The organism is Thermasporomyces composti (assembly GCF_003386795.1).
Taxonomy (GTDB): domain Bacteria; phylum Actinomycetota; class Actinomycetes; order Propionibacteriales; family Actinopolymorphaceae; genus Thermasporomyces; species Thermasporomyces composti.
Window position 1 is genome coordinate 95,938 of record NZ_QTUC01000001.1, and the last position, 19,720, is coordinate 115,657.

Consider the following 19,720-nt stretch of genomic DNA (forward strand, 5'->3'; position numbering starts at 1 on the left):
TCAGAGCGCGAGCCTGCTCCGTCCGAGGTCGCGCAGGCCCACAGCGCTCAGGTCAGGATACGGGCACGCCGCGATCAGGGTCAACGCGACCCCCGCGCGTCGCGACCGCCGTGACTGCCCGCGGCGTCCTCGCCGCGTCCCGACATCGTCCACTGGTGGCATCCACTGGTGGCGCACACACCGAGCACGCCCGCGAGGGGCGCGACGCCCTAAGGTTCCAGCTTGTCCGGCTCCGGTGTCAGGGCCATGTCGGCCGTCCTGCGGCAAGATTACGGCATCGCGCCGTGGCCTGGAGGAGTCGGATCGCCGCGGTCGCGGCGGCGTCGCTGCGCATGGCGGCGTCGAGGAGCGCTGGGAGGTCGGCGGCCCGGGCGAGCTCGACGAGCGCGCCCAGGTCGTCGGCTTTGTCCGGATTCGTCGCGATACCTGGGACACGCCACGCGTAGGCGCGAAGGACGGCTTCGGCGAAGGTCGCGTCGGACTCGAAGCGCAGCAAGGCACCGAGGTCCGTGTGGGGAGTGCCAGCGTGCGCGAGCTCCCAGTCGAGGACGCCGGTCACCTCACCGGTCGTGGGGTCGACGAGAAGGTTGCTCGGGTCGAAGTCACCGTGGACCAAGCAGATCCGAGGTTCCCCGCCGCGGTCGAGGATGTCTTCGGCGGAACGGGCGACCTCCACCAGCCCGGTGAGGTCCTCCTCGGACAGGGCCGCGAGTGCCCCGCGCGTCCGCCGGTCCTCCACCAGGTCGACGAGGGACGCGGACCTCGCCCGTGCCTCGATCCTGAGCTCGGCGCCGACGAACTCACCGGCGCGCAGGAAGGGAATGCCGGCGAGCTGGGCGAGAACCCTGCCGACGCTGCCGCCGGCTCGCGCCCGAAGGTCGGCGTCCGCCTCGGGAAGCCACTGGTCCAGACGAACACCGGGCAGTCGTTCGAGCAGGAGGAACGCCGGCGCCTCCGGTGTCCCCCTCACCCGCTGCTCCAACACCCGTGGCACGGGAAGCAGGCCGCGTACCAAGGCGAGCAAGGCCGCGTCGACCGCCGCCCGAGCGGGATCACGGGCGTACAGGCGAAGGACCGCCTCTTCGCCGGCGACTCCCACGAGGAACACCTCACCGCTGTCGCCGTCGAGCGGACGTACGTCAGCGCCCAGGAGCGCCCGGGCCGCGTGGACGAGGCCTGCGGCGGAGCTCGGTCCCTCCACGTCAGTCGGCGGGTGCGAGGAAGGCCGCGAGAGCGGCGACGTACATGCCGGGATCCGCCGCACCACACAGCTCACGAGCGGAGTGCATCGCGAGCTGGGGCGCGCCGACGTCGACCGTCGTGACCCCGATGCCGGCCGCCGTGATCGGACCCACGGTTGAGCCGCACGGCAGGTCCGCCCGGTTGACGAACCGCTGCATCGGCACCCCGGCCTGCTCACACGCCCGGGCGAACGCGGCCGCGCCCCGCGCGTCGGTCGCGTAGCGGAGGTTGACGTTGACCTTGAGCACTGGCCCGCCGTTCACCTGGATCAGGTGAGCGGGCTCGTGGCGGTCGGGGTAGTTCGGATGGGTCGCGTGCGCCATGTCACCGGACGCGCAGATCGAGCCCGCCAAGGCCCGAAGCAGGTCCTCCCGGTCACCGCCGGCCGCGAGGACGACCCGCTCGAGGACCCTCGGCAGGAGGGTGGACGCCGCGCCGCGTTCGGACACGCTGCCCACTTCCTCGTGGTCGAAGAGGACCAGCAACGGCACGACGCCCTCGGTCGGAGACTCCACGGCGCTCAGGAGCGCTTGCAGGCCGGCGTAGGTCGTCCCGAGGTTGTCCAGACGAGGCGCGCTCACCAGGTCGCCGTCGCGGCCGATCCGCCGACTCGGCGCGACGTCGTGTGTCATGAGCTCCCAGCTCACGATGTCCTCCGCCGCGACCTCGAGCTCGTCGGCCAGGAAAGCGGTGAAGTCGGCCGGCGAGGTGCCCACACCCCAGACCGGGTGCAGGTGCTGCTGCGGGTTGAGTCGGACGCCGGTCTCGCGAATCTCCCTGTCCAGGTGGATGGCCAGCTGGGGCACGCGCAGGATGGGACGGTCGACCTTGAGCAACCGCTCCTCGACACCCTTGGCTGCCCGGACGCTCACTCGACCGGACAGCCCCAAGTCCCGATCCAGCCAGGAGTTGAGCAGCGCCCCGCCGTACGGCTCGGCGGCCAGCAGCTGCCAGCCCGCCTGGGCTCGGTCGGGGTAGGGCTTGATGCGGAGGTTCGGGCTGTCGGTGTGAGCGCCGACGATCCGGAACGGCGTACCCGGGCCGCGCGCGGCCTCGGTGCTCCACGCGACCAGGGAGCCGGACTGCCGGACGTAGTAGCGCCCCGCCTCGCGGGGCCAGCGTTCGGTCTCCTCCAGCTCCTGGAAACCGGCCGCCTCGAGCCGGGCCGCCGCCTCGGCGCACGCGTGAAAGGGCGACGGTGCGGCGTCGATGAACGCGCACATCTGGTCGGCGTGGAAGAACGCGTCAGAAGCTGCGGCCGTCATGCGGAGCATCCTAGGCCGCGCCGCCGAGCTGATCGCTGCCGCTGGGCTGACCCGACGCTGCCGCTGAGGCAGCGGACCCAACGCCATACGCCCGGCGGCCCTCTCCGGGCGGTGGTCCGGCCCAGGTGAGACTGGATCCGTGCCAGACGTCCGATCCCACACCCATGCGGACCGACCGTCCGCCGGCACTCCGTGCGCCGACGACTCCGCCGCGGGCTCGCCTCAGCACCTCGCGAGGGATCCCGCGGTGACCACCCGAGCCAACCGCGGCTGGTGGGACGCCAACGCCGACGACTACCAGCGCGAGCACGGTGACTTCCTCCGCGACGTCGGCTTCGTGTGGTGCCCGGAAGGACTCGACGAGGCCGAAGCCCGGTTGCTCGGTGACGTCCGCGGCGCGAGGGTACTGGAGGTCGGCTGTGGCGCCGCCCAATGCGCCCGATGGCTCCGAACCCAGGGCGCCTTGGCCGTCGGCGTCGACCTGTCCTTCCGTCAGCTGCAACACGCGCGCCGGCTGGACGACGCCACCGGGCAGATCGTGCCGGCCGTGTGCGCCGACGCGGCGGCTCTGCCGTTCGCCACAGGCTGTTTCGATGTGGCGTGCTCGGCGTTCGGCGCACTCCCCTTCGTCGCCGACGCGGGCGCGGTGCTGCGGGAGGTGGCCCGCGTCCTGCGCCCGGGCGGGCGGTGGGTGTTCAGCGTCAGCCATCCCATCCGCTGGGCGTTTCCGGACGACCCCGGCCCGCGAGGACTCGTGGCTCGGCACTCCTACTTCGACCGGACGCCGTACGTCGAGACCGATCCCAGCGGCCAGGTCTCCTATGTCGAGCACCACCGAACGCTCGGCGACTGGGTCGACCTGCTGGTGGAAGCGGGCTTCCGCCTGCGACGACTCGTGGAGCCGGAGTGGCCGGACGGACACCGCCGGACGTGGGGAGGCTGGAGTCCGCTGCGGGGCAGCCGTCTTCCCGGCACCGTGATCTTCTGCTGCGTCCGGGAGAGCGGCTGACCTCGGCCGTCGCCGCGCCACCCGCGACCTCGAGCCGTGCGTCGACCTCGTGGCTCGCGCCGGTCCCGAGACCTCAGTGGCCCGCCTCGTGCCAGGTTCGACCTTGGCCGATCGAGACGTCGAGCGGCACGGTCAGCTGCGCGGCACCGCCCATCTCCCGGCGCAGGATCTCCGCCACCTGGTCACGCTCACCGGGCGCGACCTCGACCACGAGCTCGTCGTGCACCTGCAGGAGCATGCGCGACCGTAGCCCCGACTCCCGCAGCGCCCGGTCGACACCGAGCATGGCGACCTTGATGATGTCGGCGGCCGAGCCTTGGATCGGGGCGTTCAGCGCCATCCGCTCCGCCATCTCCCGACGTTGCCGGTTGTCGCTGGTGAGGTCAGGCAGGTAGCGGCGGCGCCCCAGAATGGTCTGGGTGTAGCCGGTCTTGCGAGCCTCCTCGACGACCCCGCGCAGGTAGTCGCGCACGCCGCCGAAGCGCTCGAAGTACTCATCCATCAGCGCCCGCGCCTCACTGGCCTCGATGCGCAGCTGCTGCGACAGGCCGTACGCCGACAGGCCGTAGGCCAGGCCGTAGTTCATCGCCTTGATCTTGGCTCGCATGTCGGGGGTGACCTGCTCGGCCGGCACGCCGAAGACGCGCGACGCCGTGGCGGCGTGGAAGTCCATGCCCGAGTGGAAGGCCTCGATCAGACCCTCGTCGCCGGACAGGTGCGCCATGATCCGCATCTCGATCTGGCTGTAGTCAGCGGTGAGGAGGCAGTCGTAACCCTCGCCCACGACGAAGGCCTCGCGGATGCGTCGACCCTCCTCGGTGCGGATCGGAATGTTCTGCAGGTTGGGGTCGGTCGACGAAAGTCGTCCGGTCGCCGCGATCGTCTGGTTGAACGTCGTGTGAATCCGCCCGTCGTCCGCGACGGTCTTGAGCAGGCCCTCGACCGTCGAGCGCAGCTTCGCCGCGTCGCGGTGAGCCAGCAGGTGCGCCAGGAACGGGTGCCCGGTCTGGGCGTAGAGCTGCTGCAGCGCCTCCGCGTCCGTGGTGTAGCCGGTCTTGGTCCGCTTGGTCTTGGGCATGCCGAGCTTGTCAAAGAGGACGACCTGCAGCTGCTTGGGCGAGCCCAGGTTGATCTCCTCGCCGATGACGCGGTAGGCGTCGTCGGCGGCCTGCTTGACCTTGCCCGCGAAGTGGGCCTCGAGCTCGGACAGGTAGTCGACGTCGACACAGATGCCGGCGCGCTCCATCCGCGCGAGCACCTCGACCAGGGGAAGCTCGACCTCTCGCAGCAGCCGATCGCAGTCTCGGTCGGCGAGCTCGGCGTCCAGGGTCGCGGCGAGGTCGATGATCGCCCGGGCCGCGACCATGGACCGGTGGGCGACGCCACCTTCCTCGTCGACGCCGTCGAGGGTGAGCTGGCCGTTGTCCGGCTCGTCCGAGCGGAGCTCCCGCTGGAGCCACCGCAGGGTCAGGTCGGACAGTTCGTAGGAGCGTTGGTCGGGTCGGACGAGGTAGGCCGACAGGGCGGTGTCGCTGGTCACGCCGCGCAGCGTCCAGCCGCGTGCGGCCATCGCCAGCATGGGCCCCTTGGAGTCGTGCATGGCCTTCTCGTAGCGCTCATCGGCGAGCCAGTCGGCCAACGCGCGCTCGTCGTCGGGCGTCAGCTCTGTCGGGTCGATCCACGCGGCGGCGTCGTCGGGCGCGGCGAGAGCCACACCGTAGACGTCCCCGGTGCCTCGGCCCCAGCTGCCCTCGACCGCGACACCGATCCGAGCGTCGCCCTTGGCGTGCTGTTCCAGCCAGCCACCGACCTCGCCGGGCGAGAGCTTCCTGCCGTCGATCTGGAAGCCGTGCTCCGCCTCCGGTTCGGGCGCCTGCAAGGTGGAGAACAGCCGGTCCCGGAGAACGCGGAACTCCAAGGCGTCGAAGACCTGGTGGACCGCGTCGCGATCCCACGGCTGGAGAGCCAGGTCGTCGGGTCGGACGGGCAGAGGCACGTCGCGGACGAGCTGGTTGATCTGGCGGTTCTGCAGGACCTGGCCGAGGTGGGCGCGCAACGACTCCCCCGCCTTACCCTTGACCTCGTCGACTCGCGCCACGAGATCGTCGAGTGAGCCGAACTGGTTGAGCCACTTGGCCGCGGTCTTCGGTCCGACGCCCGGGACGCCCGGAAGGTTGTCGCTGGTCTCCCCCACCAGCGCGGCGAGATCGGGATAGCGCTCGGGCGGGATGGCGTAGCGACGCTGCACCTCCTCCGGCGTGACTCGGGTCACCTCCGAGACACCCCGGGTGGGGTAGATCACGGTCAGCCGATCGGACACCAGCTGGAAGGTGTCGCGGTCGCCGGAGCACACCAGCACGTCGAAACCCTGCTCCACCGCCTGGTCGCCGAGCGTGGCGATGATGTCGTCGGCCTCGTACCCCTCCACCTGCAGGTAGGGAATCCGCAGCGCTTGGAGGACCTCCTTGATCAAGGACAGCTGGCTGCGAAACTCCTCCGGCGTCGAGGTGCGGTTCGCCTTGTACTCGGCGTAGGCCTCCGCCCGGAACGTCTGCCGCCCGGCGTCGAACGCGACCGCGATGTGGGTCGGCTGCTCATCCCGGATCATGTTGATGAGCATCGACGTGAAGCCGTACACGGCGTTGGTCGTCTGCCCCGTCGCGGTCGAGAAGTTCTCCGCTGGTAAGGCGAACCATGCCCGATACGCCAGGGAATGGCCGTCAAGGAGCAGAAGGCGAGGGGTCTCGTCCAACCGTCGGTTGCGGGATGCGTCGTTGGCGACCACGTAGCGACTCTAGCCGCCGGCTCCGACAGCCCGAGCGGTCCGCCCCGACCTCCGTGTCGCGTGGTGCTGGGCCGTGGAGCTCGGCCGTGGGGGTCCCGCCCGGGCTTAGGCTCGGGGCCGACCGTGTGGAAGGAGAGCCCCGATGTCTGGTCCCCGGCAGACCTCGGCTGACGGCGCCTGCGACCCCGCCGCCCTGCCCCACGCCGCGATCCATGACCGGCTCGGCATCCGGATCGTGAGCGCGAGTCCGCGACGCTGCGTCGGCACCATGCCGGTCGAGGGCAACACCCAGCCGGCCGGGCTCCTGCACGGCGGCGCCTCGTGCGTCCTGGCCGAGAGCCTCGGCTCGATCGCCGCGACGTTGTACGCCGCGCCGGATCGCGTCGCGCTCGGCGTCGACCTCAACGCCACCCACCACCGCCCGGTCTCGTCGGGGACCGTGACCGGGGTGGCGACCCCGGTCCATCTCGGCCGGACGACGGCGACGTACGAGATCGCGATCAGCGACGAGGAAGGCCGGCGGGTCTGCACCGCCCGGCTCACCTGCTACCTCCGGCCGGCTGAGGGTGCCCGGCGTGAGGACAGCGGCGTACGGTGACCCGCACGCTGAGACCGTCGTCGACCTCGAGAGCGACCGTGCCGACACCCTGGCGTTCCTCGACGTCATCCGCGACGACCGGGGAGCTCGCCGGGTGTGTCTCCCCCGGGGCGCTCCCGTGGTCGAGGGCGGCCGATGCCGACCCCGGCTCGACCCTGGTCCGCAGGGCCAGCGTCTCGGCGGCGACGAGGTCGAGGTGCGCGTCGACGGCATCCCGCACCTCGGCGTGGGGTGACGCCACGACCAGCTCGATGCGGTCGGAGACCTCGAGGCCAGCCTCGCGGCGCGCCTGCTGCACCGCTCGGATCACGTCGCGTGCGACACCCTCGCGAGCCAGCTCGGGCGTCACGGTCGTGTCGAGGGCGACCACGCCACCCTCGCCCACGAACCCCGTGGAGGAGGGCAGCGACGCGGACGAGTCCGCGTCGGTGGGCACCAGGCGCAGCTCGTACTCCCCCTCCCGGAGTCGCACCCCGCCCGCGACGACACCCTCGCCGGACACCGACCAGTCGCCGTCCTTGACGGCGCGGATGACCCGCTGGACGTCCCTCCCCAGCCGAGGACCGAGGACACGTGGCACAACGGACAGGACCCAGCGGCCGTGGGAGGTGAGGTCCTGGGTGAGAACCACCTCCTTGACGTTCACCTCGTCGCGGATGAGGTCAACCAGCGGGGCGAGCCTCGGGGCGTCCGGCGCCGCCACCGTCAGACGACCCAACGGCAGGCGCACCCGTAACCCCTTGGCCTTGCGCAGCCCGAGCGCCGCCGAGCAGACGTCGCGAGCCGTGTCCATCGCCGCCACCAGTGCCTCGTCGCCGGGCAGGCAGTCCGGCCGCGGCCAGTCGGTCAGGTGTACCGAGCGGCCTCCGGTCAACCCACGCCAGATCTCCTCGGTCACCATCGGGAGCAGAGGCGCCGCAAGACGTGTCAGAACCTCGAGCACCGTGTAGAGGGTGTCGAAGGCGTCCTGATCACCGGCCCAGAACCGAGCACGTGAGCGTCGGACGTACCAGTTCGTCAGCACGTCCAGGAACGAGCGCACCGTCGCGTAGGCCCCGGGGATGTCGTAGCCGTCCAGCGCCTTCGTGGTCGCCACGACCGTGTCGCGGAGCTTGGCGAGCGCGTACCGGTCCAGGACGTGCGGTGAGTCCGTCCGCCACCGCGCGGTCGTCGACTCGGCGTTGGCGTAGAGGGTGAAGAAGTAGTAGGCGTTCCAGAGCGGGTGGAGCCCCTGCCGGACCGCGTCCCGGATGATGGTCTCGGCGACCGCTCCCTCGCCACCTCGCATGAGCGGCGACGAGAGCAGAGCCCACCGCATCGCGTCCGCGCCGTAGCGGTCGAACATCTCCAGTGGGTCGGGGTAGTTGCGCAGGCTCTTGCTCATCTTGCGGCCGTCCTGGCCCAGCACGATGCCGTGCGAGACGCAGGTACGGAACGACGGCCGGTCGAACAGCGCGGTCGCCAGCACGTGAAGGGTGTAGAACCACCCGCGGGTCTGCCCGATGTACTCGACGATGAAGTCGCCCGGATAGTGGTGCTCGAACCACTCGGCGTTCTCCACCGGGTAGTGCACCTGGGCGAAGGGCATCGACCCGGAGTCGAACCACACGTCGAGGACGTCGGGCACTCGGCGCATGGTGGACCGGCCGGTCGGGTCGTCGGGGTTCGGCCGAGTCAACCGGTCGATGTACGGCCGGTGCAGGTCGGTCAGCCGGACACCGAAGTCGCGTTCCAGCTCGTCGAGCGACCCGTAGACGTCGACCCGCGGATACGCCGGATCGTCCGACTTCCACACCGGGATCGGGGTACCCCAGAAGCGGTTCCGGCTGATCGACCAGTCGCGGGCGTTGGCCAGCCAGTTGCCGAACGCGCCGTCTCTGACGTGGGCGGGCACCCAGGTGATCTGCTGGTTGAGCGCCACCATCCGGTCGCGGAGCTTCGTCACCTCCACGAACCAGCTCGACACCGCCTTGTAGATCAGAGGTGTCTCACACCGCCAGCAGTGCGGATAGCTGTGGGTGTGGCTGTCGTGCCGGAGCACCACGCCGCGCCGCTTGAGATCGCTGATGATCGGCTGGTTCGCCTCGAAGACTTGAAGTCCCTCGTAGGCGGAGACGACCGAGGTGAACCGGGCGTGAGCGTCGACGGTGACGACGGTGGGGATCTCAGCGAGGTCGCAGACCGCTTGGTCCTCCTCACCGAAGGCCGGCGCCAGGTGGACCGCGCCGGTGCCCTCCTCGACGGAGACGAAGTCGGCAGCCAGGACCCGGAACGCGTTCGGTGTGTCGCTGAGGAAGTCGAAGAGGGGCGTGTAACGCCGTCCCACGAGCTGCTGGCCGAGCAGGGTGCCGACCCGCTTGGCGTCGCCGAGCTCCCGCTCGTAGGCCGCCAGCCGCGCGGCGGCCAGGATGTAGCGGACGCCCTCCTTGTCGACCACGGCGTACTCGACCGACGGGTTCACCGCCACCGCCAGGTTGGACGGCAGCGTCCAGGGCGTGGTGGTCCACACCAGCAGCAGCTCGCCGGACTCCAGCTCGACGGCGACGGTCAACGCCGGGTCCCGCCGGTCGCGGTAGACCTCCTCCATCCGAGTCTCCGCGTTGGACAACGGCGTCTCGCAGCGCCAGCAGTACGGCAGGACCCGGAAACCCTCATAGACCAGGCCCTTCTCGTAGAGGCGCTTGAACGCCCACATGACGCTCTCCATGTAGGAGAGGTCGAGGGTCTTGTAGGCGCCGGAGAAGTCCACCCAGCGAGCCTGGCGCGTGACGTAGTGCTCCCACTCGGCGGTGTAGCGCAGGACCGATCGACGGCAGGCCTCGTTGAACCGCTCCACTCCCAGCGTCTCGATCTCGCGCTTGGTGGTGATGCCGAGCTCGCGCTCCGCCTCCACCTCGGCGGGCAGACCGTGGCAGTCCCAGCCGAAGCGGCGCTCGACCCGGCGGCCCCGCATGGTCTGGTAGCGCGGCACGACGTCCTTGACGAAGCCGGTGAGCAGGTGGCCGTAGTGCGGCAGCCCGTTGGCGAACGGCGGACCGTCGTAGAAGACGAACTCATTGGCCCCGTCGGGTCCTGAGTCGCGCTGGTCGATGCTGGCTTGGAAGGTGTTGTCAGTTTCCCAGTAGGCGAGGACTTCCTGCTCGAGCGCGGGAAAGGAGGGCGTCGGAGACAGCTCGAAGCCGGTGGCCCCATCGCCGGGCGCGCCTTGGCGGTGCCGCGGGTAGCTCATCGTCGATCGTCCTCGTTTCGTGTGATCTCGTCACGCGAGGACGAGCGAACCGCTCACGGGGAGCGCCCACCCGCGGTACCACCTCGCTTGGCCCGCACGCACATCGCTGCGCGGACCCACTCATTCCGCCGGCTGTGACGGGCCGGACCCGTCCGGGTCTACTGAGGATCACCAGGGGAGGCTGTGATCCCGTTCTTCCGGAGGCTCACCGGTGATGGCCGGGTCGATGCCTGTAGCGCAAGGGTAGCGAATCGCTCGACGCCGGCCACTCCTCGCCGGGCTGCGCACGCCATTCGTCGCCGTGGCGAACTCAGCTCGGCCCCGCGTGAACCCCACAGCGTGCGTCGCGGCGTGGGCCTTCACCGGCCGTGCCTGCCGAAGAATGATCCACGGTGATCGGCTAGTCTCCGGGCGTGTTTCCTGGGTTCGGAACCGTCCTCAACGTGATCACCGTCCTCGTGGGCACCGGGATCGGTGTCGCGGTGGGGCACCGCCTCCCCCAGCGGACTCGCGACGTCGTGACCGACGCGCTCGGCCTGGTGACCTTGCTCATCGCGGCGTCACTGGTGCTCGACGTCCGTGACCCAGCGTTGACCGCGGCGGTCGGTTCGAGCGCTCCGGTCCTCCTGGTGCTCGGGGCGCTCGTCGTCGGCGGTGTCATCGGATCGCTGTCCAGGATCGAGGACCGGCTGGCCGGCCTGGCCGCCTGGCTGCAAGGCCGCCTCGCCTGGTCCGGCTCCGCGGAGCGTCGTCGGTTCGTCGATGGATTCGTCACCTCCTCGCTGGTCTTCTGCGTCGGTCCCCTTGCGGTCCTCGGATCGATCTCCGACGGGCTGGGGAAGGGCTCCGAGCAGCTCGCGCTCAAGGCGGTGCTCGACGGCTTCGCGTCGATCGCTTTCGCCGCGTCGTTCGGCTGGGGGGTGGCGGTGGCCGCCGGGACCGTGTTCGTCGTCCAGGGCGGTCTCACCCTTCTCGGCGCCGTCCTCGGGGAGTTCCTCGCCGATGCCCAGGTGGTGGCGCTCAGCGCCACCGGTGGCTTGTTGCTCGCCGGGGTGGGTATCCGCCTCCTGCGACTCAAGCAGCTCCCCGTGGGGGACATGCTGCCCGCGCTCGTCGTCGCCCCCCTGCTTACCGCGCTCGTGGCGGGCTTGCGCTGATCCGCAGTGTGTCCGTGTCGATCGCAGAACCGTCAGCCCGGATCGCGGTGACGACCACGTCCTCCCTCGGCGCGTCGCTCACGGTGAGCCGGCGCAGCACGGGCGGTTCGAGCGTGAGAGGGGTAGCGCCTCCGGTCACCTCCCGAATGCTCAGCTTCTCCACGCCGGGTCGGGCGACGACCGCCACAGCGACGAGTCGCGACCCCGGCCTCGTGCAGCCGAGCGCCACCACCGATCGCCGGTCGAGGTCACGGTAGGGGCGGGTCGCGACGCAGCCGACGCGAGAGCCCTCCCAGGCCACGAGCCCCACCTGCGTCTGGCGAGCGGTGCGCACCTCCACGACGGCCAAGCGACCAAGGCTGTCAGCCGAGGCGGCCAAGAGCGCCGCCTGATGGCGAGCGTTCGCCGTCGCGAGGACCGCCTGGGCGTCCTCGTACACCGCGAGGTCGACCGCGCCGAGCGGTCCCCACGTCGGATCGGCCAGGGCGGTCTCGGGTTCTCGGGTCACGAGGTGGGAGGGGTGGGCGACGACCGTGGTGACCGTCTCCGAGCCTCCTGACGCCGGCCGGGCCAACACCAGGACGCTGCCGGACGGCGCTCGGCTGTCCAGGTGCAGCCACGTCTCGGTGAGCCCGGCCCCCTCCAGCTGCAGGTGCTCCCACCCGGAATCGTCGTAGACGTTCCGAGTGTCGTGGACGCGTCGCCACACTCGAAGCCCGTCCGGATGGTCCGGGCCCAGCTGGGATGCCGACGACGTGTCGCGGCTCAACGGGGCGGCATCGGCTCGATCGGTGAGGGTGGGCGACGAGGTGGCGTCCGGCTCCCGGTCCGCGGGCGGGACCAGGAGTCGCAGCAAAGCTGCGCCCCGACCGGGTCGCAGCATCGGGATGTCGACGTTGCCGTCGTAGTTGACGACGAGCACCGACGGCAGGGTCTTCCCGAACCTCTCCTGCCTGTCGACCCGGAGCACCGCGGGTTGCTCGTGTTCGGCGACCTGCGCGACGTAGCCCTGCCCGTCATCGCCGACGGCCTGCAAGAGCGCGACCCGTCCGGCTCCGATCGTGCCTGCCCAGAGCGGGTGGACTTTGCCCAACCGGCCTGGACCCGCTCGTTCGGCCTGTTGCCGCCACACCCGCTCGGCCTGGTCGAGGAACTCTCGGTCCCCGATGAGGTCACCGCGCGGACGCCAGGGCAGCAGCCGAGGGTCGTCGGGGACCCGCGGTCGGTCCAGGTACGACAGGAGAGGGCCCACGGCCGTGGGCACCGCGATCAGAGCGATGAGCACCAGGACGACGACCAGACCGAGGCGGCGGCGGCCGGGAGGTCGCCACTCCCCTCGCCGTGCGACGTAGCTGCGGCTCTCCCCGAGCGATGGATCCGCAGACACGGCTAGGCCAGCGGGCTTCATCCCCGCCTTCTCCATGACGCGCGCCGAGGCCGGGTTGGCCACGTAGTACTGCGCTCGGATCGTGCGCGCGCCGAGCTTGGTGAACCCGTACTCGAGGACGGCGACCAGGGCCTCGGTCATGTAGCCCTTGCCCCAGTGCGAGCGCTTCAGCGCGTAGCCCACCACCATCTCGCCGGCGATCAGGTCCGGTGAGTGCGCGATGCCGATCCAGCCGATCACCTCGCCGGTCTCGCGCAGGACGATGGCCGCGTCGTGCGCCACGCGCGGCTGCCGCTCGGCGTACCGGAGGACGGCGTCGAACCACGCGTCAGGGTCGGTGCCAAGCGGCTGGTCGAGGTAGCGCATGACCTCCGGATCGGTGCGCCATCCGCGGACCGCCTCCCGGTCCGTCTCGACGAAGTCGCGGATGAGCAGGCGCTTGGTCTGGCACCGCATGCCACCCAGTGTCGCGGCTCGCGACCAGGCTGAGCGCGAGCTTCGCCGCGTCGCGCGGCGAAAGCAGCCAAAGCGTGACCTACGCCCGATCCATACGTGACCCGGCCGCCGCGACCGTGCGCTGCGCCGGCGGTCTAGTCCTCGCCGAGGTAGGCCTTGCGGACCTGTTCGTTGCCGAGCAGATTGTGGCCGGTGTCCGACAGCACGATCCGCCCGACCTCCAAGACATAACCCCGGTCGGCCAACTCCAGAGCCGCTTGGGCGTTCTGCTCGACCAGGAGGATGGTGGTGCCCTGCTCCTTCAGCTCCCGGATGGTGGACATGATGCGCCGCATCATCATCGGGGACAGCCCCATGGACGGCTCATCGAGCATGAGGAGCTTCGGCCGCGACATGAGCGCCCGGCCGATGGCCAGCATCTGCTGCTCCCCACCGGAGAAGGTGCCGGCCGCCTGCCGCCGCCGCTCGGCCAGGACGGGGAACAAGGTGTAGACGCGTTCCAGGTCGGTGCTGATGCCGCTGTCACGCCGCGAGTACGCACCGAGCAGGAGGTTCTCCTCGACCGTCATCCGGGGGAAGATTCGTCGCCCCTCCGGCGCGTGGGCCAGACCGCGCTCGACGATCTGGTGTGCGGGAACCCCGTCGATTCGTTCGCCCTGGAAGTAGATCTCGCCCGACTCGACGGGAACGAGCCCGGAGATCGTGCGCAACGTCGTGGTCTTGCCGGCGCCGTTCGTGCCGATGAGCGTGACGATCTCACCGTGGTTGACGGTGAACGAGATGCCCTTGACCGCTCGGATCTTGCCGTAGGCGACGACGAGGTCGCGCACTTCCAAGGCCGCGCTCATGACTCCTCACCCCCCAACGGCGCCTCCTCCGTCGGCTGTGCGGCCTTGTCCGCCGCCGGAGAGTCCTCCTCCGCCGAGGCCTCGCTGCCGCCGATGTAGGCCTCCACCACCCTGGGGTCGGTCTGCACCTGCGTCGGCGTGCCCTCCGACAGGACCCTTCCTCGTACCAAGCACACCACCCGATCACAGACACCGAAGATGAAGCGCATGTCGTGCTCGATGACGACCACCGCCAGACCTCGCTCACGGATACGGAAGATGAGGTCGGTGGCCTCTCGGGTCTCCTGGGGGTTCATCCCGGCTGTCGGCTCATCGAGCAGCAGCAGCGACGGGTCGGTGGCCAACGCCCGAGCGATCTCCAGACGCCGCTGGTCACCGTAGGGAAGGTTGCGGGCGAGGTGGTCGGCGGCGCGGCGCAACCCCACGAAGTCGAGCAGCTCATAGGCCCGCTCACGGGTCTCGCGCTCCTCGCGGTGGAAGCGCGGGCCGCGCAGGATCGCCGAGATGGCGCCGCTCTTGGTCCGGCAGTAACGACCGACCATGACGTTTTCCAGGGCGGTCATGTTGTTGAAGAGCCGGATGTTCTGGAAGGTCCGGGCCACACCCGCCCGCGTCACGGCCTGAGGCTTCGGCGGCAGCCGCCGGCCGCGGAACAGCACCTGGCCTGACGTGGGCCGGTACATCCCGGTGAGGCAGTTGAAGAACGTCGTCTTCCCAGCGCCGTTGGGGCCGATGAGTCCGACGATCTCCTGCTCACGCACACCGAAGTCGACGTTGTCGACCGCGGTGAGGCCACCGAAGCGCATGGTCACACCACGCGCCTGCAGCAGCCACTCACCGGTCGAGGTCGACGTGGGTGGGCTCGTCGAGGTCGTCTCCGTCATCGCGCGCCTACCTTCACCACCTCGGCGTCCACCTGTGCGGCGAGCTCGGTGTCCTCCTCGTGGAACTCCAGCTGACGTCGGCGGCTGGCGATCAATCCCTCGGGACGGAACCTCATCATCACCACCAACAGCAGGCCGAAGAACAGCAGCCGGTAGTCCGAGAAGAAGCGAAGCTTCTCCGGCAGCAGCTTCAGGATCGTCGCGCCCAACAGCACTCCGCCGATCGTTCCCATGCCGCCGAGGACGACCGCGGAGACCAGGAACGCCGACTCGAGGAAGACGAACTGGTCGGGCGAGGCGGCCACGTCGAGGTGGGCCTTGACCGTGCCGGCGAAGCCGGCGAGGGCGGCACCTCCGGCGAAGGCGAGGAGCTTGAGCGCGAAGGTGTTGATGCCCATCGCCTCGGCGGCACGCTCGTCCTCCCGGATGGCGATCCAACCGCGTCCGATCCGGGAGTTGTTGAGCCGCGCGAAGACCAGGATCACCACCGCGATGACGAGCAGGAGGAGGAAGTAGTAGTTGGCGAACCGGGTGAGCGTGACACCGAAGACGACGTGTGGTTCACCGAAGTCGAACCCGAACAGCACCAGGTCCGGGATTCCCGGAATCCCGTTGGGCCCGTTGGTGATCTTCGGCCCGTTGGTGCCGTCGAGGTTGTTCATCCCGATCCGGAAGATCTCCCCGAACGCCAACGTCACGATCGCGAGGTAGTCGCCGCTGACCCGAAGGGTGGGGCTGCCGATGATGACTCCCGCGATGGCCGCCACCACCGAACCGATGATCACCACCACGATGAAGGGCGGCGTCCAGTCGATGGTGGAGAACGCCGAGGCTGACAGGAGCGCACCCACGTAGGCTCCGGCGCCCAGGAAGGCGATGTAACCCAGGTCCAAGAGCCCGGCCAGGCCAACAACGATATTGAGGCCCAAGGCCGTCGCCGCAAAGATCAGTATTTGCGCCGCGATCGACATGTTGGCGTCGCTGCCGTCCTGGGTGAGCGGGAAGACGAACGCGGTGATGAACGCGGACAGCAGCATGACCCGACGCCGCCGCACGGCGATCTCGCTCACCCACTCGACGACACCGGCCCGCTGTCCGACGACCACGATTCCTGCGACGGTGAGCAGGAAGAGGAAGAAGATCCAGGGGTCGCTGGTTCCCAGGGCGTAGGCGGTGGCCCACAATGCCGCCCCAAACGTCGCCGCGAGGACCAGCACGTCCGCCCAACCCGGCATCCGCCAACTCAACGTCGGAACTTCGGAGGCGGGTAGGGCACGAGCCCCGAGGTGCGCGACGACCGCGCCGACGCCGCTCACCCAGCCGCCTGGATCGACGTTGAGGAAGCCGCCGAGCTCGATCGCGATCGCGACCAGCGTGAGCCAGACGACAAGTGCGGCGAAGAGCGTGGCGGCGCGGACCGGCCCCGCGCCTCCCCGCAGGACTCGTCCCAGCCGACGGGCGAGCGGTCCACGCTCCGCGACGAGGAAGGCGAGCGCGAGGAGCGCGAAGGCGAGCGTGTAGACCTGGGGGCCCGCCGGCCAGAAGGCGATGGTGAGGTCCCCGAGGATGTCGGGGTCGTACGTCCACGGGAGTTGCGTCCCCAGCAGGGTCAGCAGACTGCCGGCGATCGCGACCGGCCAGGCCCACGCCGGCCGGATGCCTGCGGCTCCCACGAGACGCTGTGCGGCGTTCATGCGCGGTCCACCACCCTTGCGCCGAGGATGCCCTGCGGCCGGAAGACCAGCACCAGGATGAGCACGACGAAGGCCCAGACATCCTTCCACGCGGATCCGCCGAACTGGCCGGGCACGTACTGGATCGCCATGGCCTCAGCCACACCGAGCACCAAGCCACCGACGACCGCACCGTTGATGTTGCCGATGCCGCCGAGGACAGCAGCGGTGAAGGCCTTGAGTCCGGCGAGGAAACCCATCCGGAAATCGATGTTGGTGTAACGGAGGCCGTGGGCGATGCCAGCGATGGCGGCGAGCGCGGCGCCCACCGCGAACGCGGTGACGATGATGCGGTCGACGTTGATACCCATCAACCGCGCGGTGTCCGGATCTTGCGAGGTGGCCTGCATCGCCCGTCCCGTCCGCGTGCGGTTGACGAAGAACCACAACGCCACAGTGCAGACGATGAGCGAGACGATGGTGAACGCCGCGGCGCGTTGGACCGTGATCTGCCCGATGACCGAGTCCGGTCCGCCGATCCGAATGGCCGGCCCGGTGAGGACGTCGATCTGCGGGAAGGGAATCGCCTTCTTCGCGTCAGGGAAGCCCGGGATCTTGCCGAAGAAGAGGCGAACCGCTTCCTGCAGGAAGATCGAGACACCGATGGCGGTGATCAGCGGGGCCAACCGTGGTGCCCTGCGAAGTGGCCGGTACGCGAAGCGTTCCATCAGGACGGCGGTGCCCACGGAGGCGGCCATCGCGGCCACCACCATGAACGGCAACACCCAGAGCGCGGTCGTGTCCGAGAAGAACGCCGTCCACACGGCCAGCGCCCCGAACGCCCCGACCATGAAGATCTCGCCGTGGGCGAAGTTGATGAGCTGGATGATGCCGTAGACCACCGTGTATCCGACGGCGATCAGCGCGTAGAGCGCTCCTAGGGACAGACCATTGATGAGCTGCTGGAGGAACTGGTCCACGCCTTACCCCTCGAGGTGACGCCTACCCGGGTCTCGGGCAGCGCATCCTTCCAGACAGCGGTTGGGGGCGGGAAAGGTGCCCGCCCCCAACCCGTCGACTACTTGAACTCCTCGGTGAACGCCGGCTCCCAGGCGTCGCCTTCGACGCGGTAGACCGTGAGGACCTTGGTCGTGGTGTCACCGAACTCGTCGAAGGCCACTCGGCCGGTGACACCGTCGAAGCTCACGTCGTTCATCGCCTCGATGGCCGCGGCCCGAGCGGACTTGGCGTCGGAAGCGTCCTTCAAAGCGACCTGCAGAGCCTTGATGACCGCCTGGGCGGCGTCGTAGGCGTAGGCGCCGTAGGCCTCGTAGGACGTCTCGTAGCCGGCCGCCTCGTAGTCCTTGATGAACTGCTGGGCGGTCTCGAGCTCCTCGGTGGGAGCGCCCACGGAGGTCGCCAGGTCGCCCTGGGCCGCCTCACCAGCGAGGTTGATGTACTCGGAGGAGTACATGCCGTCGCCGCCCATGAGCGGGATGTTGAGTCCGGCGGCCTTCATCTGCTGGCTGAGCGGACCGGACTGCGGGTACTCGCCGCCGTAGTAGAGCAGCTCCGGCTGGGCTGGCTTGATCTTCGAGATCACCGCGCTGAAGTCGCTGTCGTCGGGGTTGATGGTCTGCGCGGACACGACCTCTCCGCCCAGCCGCTTGAACTCCTCGGTGAACGCCTCGGCCAGGCCCTGCCCGTAGGTCTTCTTGTCGTGCACGGTCGCGACCTTGCGGATCCCGAGCTCGTTGTAGACGTACCGTGCGGCGAACGGGCCCTGGATCGAGTCGGTCGTGCAGACCCGGAAGTAGTTGTCGTACTGCCGCTGCGGGTTGTTCTCGAAGTCCGCGCCCTTGGTCAGGGTGTCGTTGGTGTTGGCCGGGGAGATCTGGAGGATGCCGGCCGAGTGGAGCACCGGCTGCACGCTTTGGGCGACGCTGGAGTTGAGCGTGCCGATCACCGCGACGACCTCATCGTCGGACGCGAGCTTCGTCGCGGCGTTCTTGCCGACGTCCGGGCTCGCCTGGTCATCCTCGGCGGCCAGCTCGAGCTTCCAGCCGGGGATGAGGTTCTGCTCATTGGCTTGCTTGATGGCCAGGTCGACCGAGTTTCTGATACCAAGCCCGAGAGCGCTAAGGCCACCAGACAGCGGCGCGATCACCCCGATCTTGGCGGTCTTCGTGGACTGCTGGGTGCCGTCACCCCCGCTACCTCCGCCGCGCTCGTCGCCACGAGTACCGCAGGCGGTGAAGATGAGAGACGCGGCGGTGAGCGCCACACCCAGTCGCACGATGGCGCGTCGACGCACGATTCCTCCTGTCAACTGTGCCGTTCCCGCGCACACGTCGGGTCCCGCAGGAAGCGGGGTGTCGGAAGACTAGCCGTCAGGAGCCCGTCGTCGGAACAGAGCAGCCGAGGCTCTTATCTTCTCGTAACGTGGCTGTCCGATTCGCCAGATCCGCCTATGACGACGGCCGATCGGACGCCGAGGACTCATTACTCTGCGTCGCCGACGCCTTACTCTCGTCAATCACCAGCTGGGCGACACGCCGCATGGTGACTCGCTTGTCCATGGCGGTCTTCTGGATCCAGCGGAAGGCGTCCGGCTCGCTGAGGCCGAACTGCTGCTGGAGCAGCCCTTTGGCCCGTTCGACCAGCTTGCGGGTCTCGAGGCGCTCGGTCAGGTCGGCGACTTCCTTCTCCAGCTGCTGCCGCTCGGCGAACCTCGACATCGCGATCTCGATCGTCGGCACCAGATCGGCCTTGGTGAACGGCTTGACCAGGTATGCCATCGCGCCGGCGGCGCTCGCCCGGTTGACCAGGTCGCGCTGGCTGAACGCGGTGAGGATGATCACCGGGCAGATGCCCTCGTCGCCGATCTGCTCGGCGACCGTGATGCCGTCCAGCTTGGGCATCTTGACGTCGAGGATCGCCAGGTCGGGTCGGAGGTCACGGACGAGCGCCAAGGCGGTCTCGCCATCGGCGGCCTGGCCGACGACCTCGTAGCCCTCCTCCGCCAGCATCTCGGCGAGGTCGAGCCGGATGAGAGCCTCATCCTCTGCCAGGACGACACGACGTGGCTGAGCCTCGGTGGTCACTAGGCACCTCCTGCCGGCCGTTTCGCGACACGAGCGCGGTCAGCGTACCCGCCACGGCCAACATCGCGATGCCAACCGCTACC

Annotated in this window: 14 protein-coding genes; 3 read left to right on the forward strand and 11 right to left on the reverse strand. The window is 69.5% G+C overall.

Annotation, left to right across the window (positions count from 1 at the left end):
• Positions 1 to 238: 238 nt before the first annotated feature.
• Together DFJ64_RS00435 and DFJ64_RS00440 are read right to left on the reverse strand one after the other, a co-directional pair.
• Complete coding sequence (locus tag DFJ64_RS00435) at positions 239 to 1,201, reverse strand: phosphotransferase family protein (RefSeq protein ID WP_245940863.1); 963 nt, start codon at positions 1,199 to 1,201, stop codon at positions 239 to 241.
• A gap of 1 nt (position 1,202) precedes the next feature.
• The gene (locus DFJ64_RS00440) at positions 1,203 to 2,507 is read right to left on the reverse strand and encodes a M18 family aminopeptidase (protein ID WP_211310442.1); all 1,305 of its coding nucleotides are present in this window, start codon (positions 2,505 to 2,507) and stop codon (positions 1,203 to 1,205) included.
• 247 nt (positions 2,508 to 2,754) lie between these two features.
• On the opposite strand from DFJ64_RS00440, the gene DFJ64_RS00445 reads away from it, so the two are divergent.
• Complete coding sequence (locus DFJ64_RS00445) at positions 2,755 to 3,516, forward strand: class I SAM-dependent methyltransferase (protein ID WP_245940864.1); 762 nt, start codon at positions 2,755 to 2,757, stop codon at positions 3,514 to 3,516.
• Positions 3,517 to 3,589: 73 nt separating this feature from the next.
• Here the strand turns inward: DFJ64_RS00445 and polA are convergent, their stop codons facing one another.
• On the reverse strand, positions 3,590 to 6,301 hold the full coding sequence (polA, locus tag DFJ64_RS00450; protein WP_245940865.1) for a DNA polymerase I: 2,712 nt from the start codon (positions 6,299 to 6,301) through the stop codon (positions 3,590 to 3,592).
• 142 nt (positions 6,302 to 6,443) lie between these two features.
• Between polA and DFJ64_RS00455 the strand changes: the two genes are divergently transcribed.
• On the forward strand, positions 6,444 to 6,899 hold the full coding sequence (locus DFJ64_RS00455; protein WP_115848639.1) for a PaaI family thioesterase: 456 nt from the start codon (positions 6,444 to 6,446) through the stop codon (positions 6,897 to 6,899).
• Here DFJ64_RS00455 and ileS read toward each other — a convergent pair.
• Positions 6,841 to 10,128 (reverse strand): isoleucine--tRNA ligase, encoded by a 3,288-nt coding sequence (ileS, locus tag DFJ64_RS00460; protein ID WP_115848640.1) that lies wholly within the window; start codon positions 10,126 to 10,128, stop codon positions 6,841 to 6,843. The two genes, DFJ64_RS00455 and ileS, sit on opposite strands and share 59 nt — an antisense overlap.
• Before the next feature lie 413 nt (positions 10,129 to 10,541).
• On the opposite strand from ileS, the gene DFJ64_RS00465 reads away from it, so the two are divergent.
• Positions 10,542 to 11,285 carry a DUF554 domain-containing protein gene (locus DFJ64_RS00465; protein ID WP_115848641.1) on the forward strand — a complete coding sequence of 248 codons (744 nt, stop codon included), beginning with the start codon at positions 10,542 to 10,544 and terminating at the stop codon, positions 11,283 to 11,285.
• Here DFJ64_RS00465 and DFJ64_RS00470 read toward each other — a convergent pair.
• The 7 genes from DFJ64_RS00470 to DFJ64_RS00500 form a co-directional block, all read right to left on the reverse strand.
• The gene (locus DFJ64_RS00470) at positions 11,257 to 13,128 is read right to left on the reverse strand and encodes a GNAT family N-acetyltransferase (protein ID WP_115848642.1); all 1,872 of its coding nucleotides are present in this window, start codon (positions 13,126 to 13,128) and stop codon (positions 11,257 to 11,259) included. The two genes, DFJ64_RS00465 and DFJ64_RS00470, sit on opposite strands and share 29 nt — an antisense overlap.
• A gap of 134 nt (positions 13,129 to 13,262) precedes the next feature.
• A complete protein-coding gene (locus DFJ64_RS00475) occupies positions 13,263 to 13,976 on the reverse strand; it encodes an ABC transporter ATP-binding protein (RefSeq protein ID WP_115848643.1) in 714 nt (237 codons plus the stop codon).
• On the reverse strand, positions 13,973 to 14,860 hold the full coding sequence (locus tag DFJ64_RS00480; RefSeq protein WP_115848644.1) for an ABC transporter ATP-binding protein: 888 nt from the start codon (positions 14,858 to 14,860) through the stop codon (positions 13,973 to 13,975). The genes DFJ64_RS00475 and DFJ64_RS00480 overlap by 4 nt, the downstream gene beginning before the upstream one ends.
• Entirely contained in the window at positions 14,857 to 16,554 is a 1,698-nt protein-coding gene (locus DFJ64_RS00485) for a branched-chain amino acid ABC transporter permease (RefSeq protein WP_115848645.1), read from the reverse strand. Before DFJ64_RS00485 ends, DFJ64_RS00480 begins: the two co-directional genes overlap by 4 nt.
• Positions 16,551 to 17,513, reverse strand: a complete 963-nt coding sequence (locus DFJ64_RS00490) for a branched-chain amino acid ABC transporter permease (RefSeq protein ID WP_115848646.1) — start codon at positions 17,511 to 17,513, stop codon at positions 16,551 to 16,553. Before DFJ64_RS00490 ends, DFJ64_RS00485 begins: the two co-directional genes overlap by 4 nt.
• A 98-nt stretch (positions 17,514 to 17,611) precedes the next feature.
• The gene (locus DFJ64_RS00495) at positions 17,612 to 18,847 is read right to left on the reverse strand and encodes a branched-chain amino acid ABC transporter substrate-binding protein (RefSeq protein WP_115848647.1); all 1,236 of its coding nucleotides are present in this window, start codon (positions 18,845 to 18,847) and stop codon (positions 17,612 to 17,614) included.
• Between the two features lie 154 nt (positions 18,848 to 19,001).
• Complete coding sequence (locus DFJ64_RS00500) at positions 19,002 to 19,637, reverse strand: ANTAR domain-containing response regulator (RefSeq protein WP_115848648.1); 636 nt, start codon at positions 19,635 to 19,637, stop codon at positions 19,002 to 19,004.
• Positions 19,638 to 19,720 lie beyond the last annotated feature (83 nt).

Bases quoted from the DNA above. Each gene is read 5' to 3' on its own strand.
- DFJ64_RS00475 (WP_115848643.1), bottom strand. From the start codon at position 13,976: ATGAGCGCGGCCTTGGAAGTGCGCGACCTCGTCGTCGCCTACGGCAAG.
- DFJ64_RS00480 (WP_115848644.1), bottom strand. From the start codon at position 14,860: ATGACGGAGACGACCTCGACGAGCCCACCCACGTCGACCTCGACCGGT.
- DFJ64_RS00485 (WP_115848645.1), bottom strand. From the start codon at position 16,554: ATGAACGCCGCACAGCGTCTCGTGGGAGCCGCAGGCATCCGGCCGGCG.
- DFJ64_RS00455 (WP_115848639.1), top strand. From the start codon at position 6,444: ATGTCTGGTCCCCGGCAGACCTCGGCTGACGGCGCCTGCGACCCCGCC.
- ileS (WP_115848640.1), bottom strand. From the start codon at position 10,128: ATGAGCTACCCGCGGCACCGCCAAGGCGCGCCCGGCGATGGGGCCACC.
- DFJ64_RS00470 (WP_115848642.1), bottom strand. From the start codon at position 13,128: ATGCGGTGCCAGACCAAGCGCCTGCTCATCCGCGACTTCGTCGAGACG.
- DFJ64_RS00440 (WP_211310442.1), bottom strand. From the start codon at position 2,507: ATGACGGCCGCAGCTTCTGACGCGTTCTTCCACGCCGACCAGATGTGC.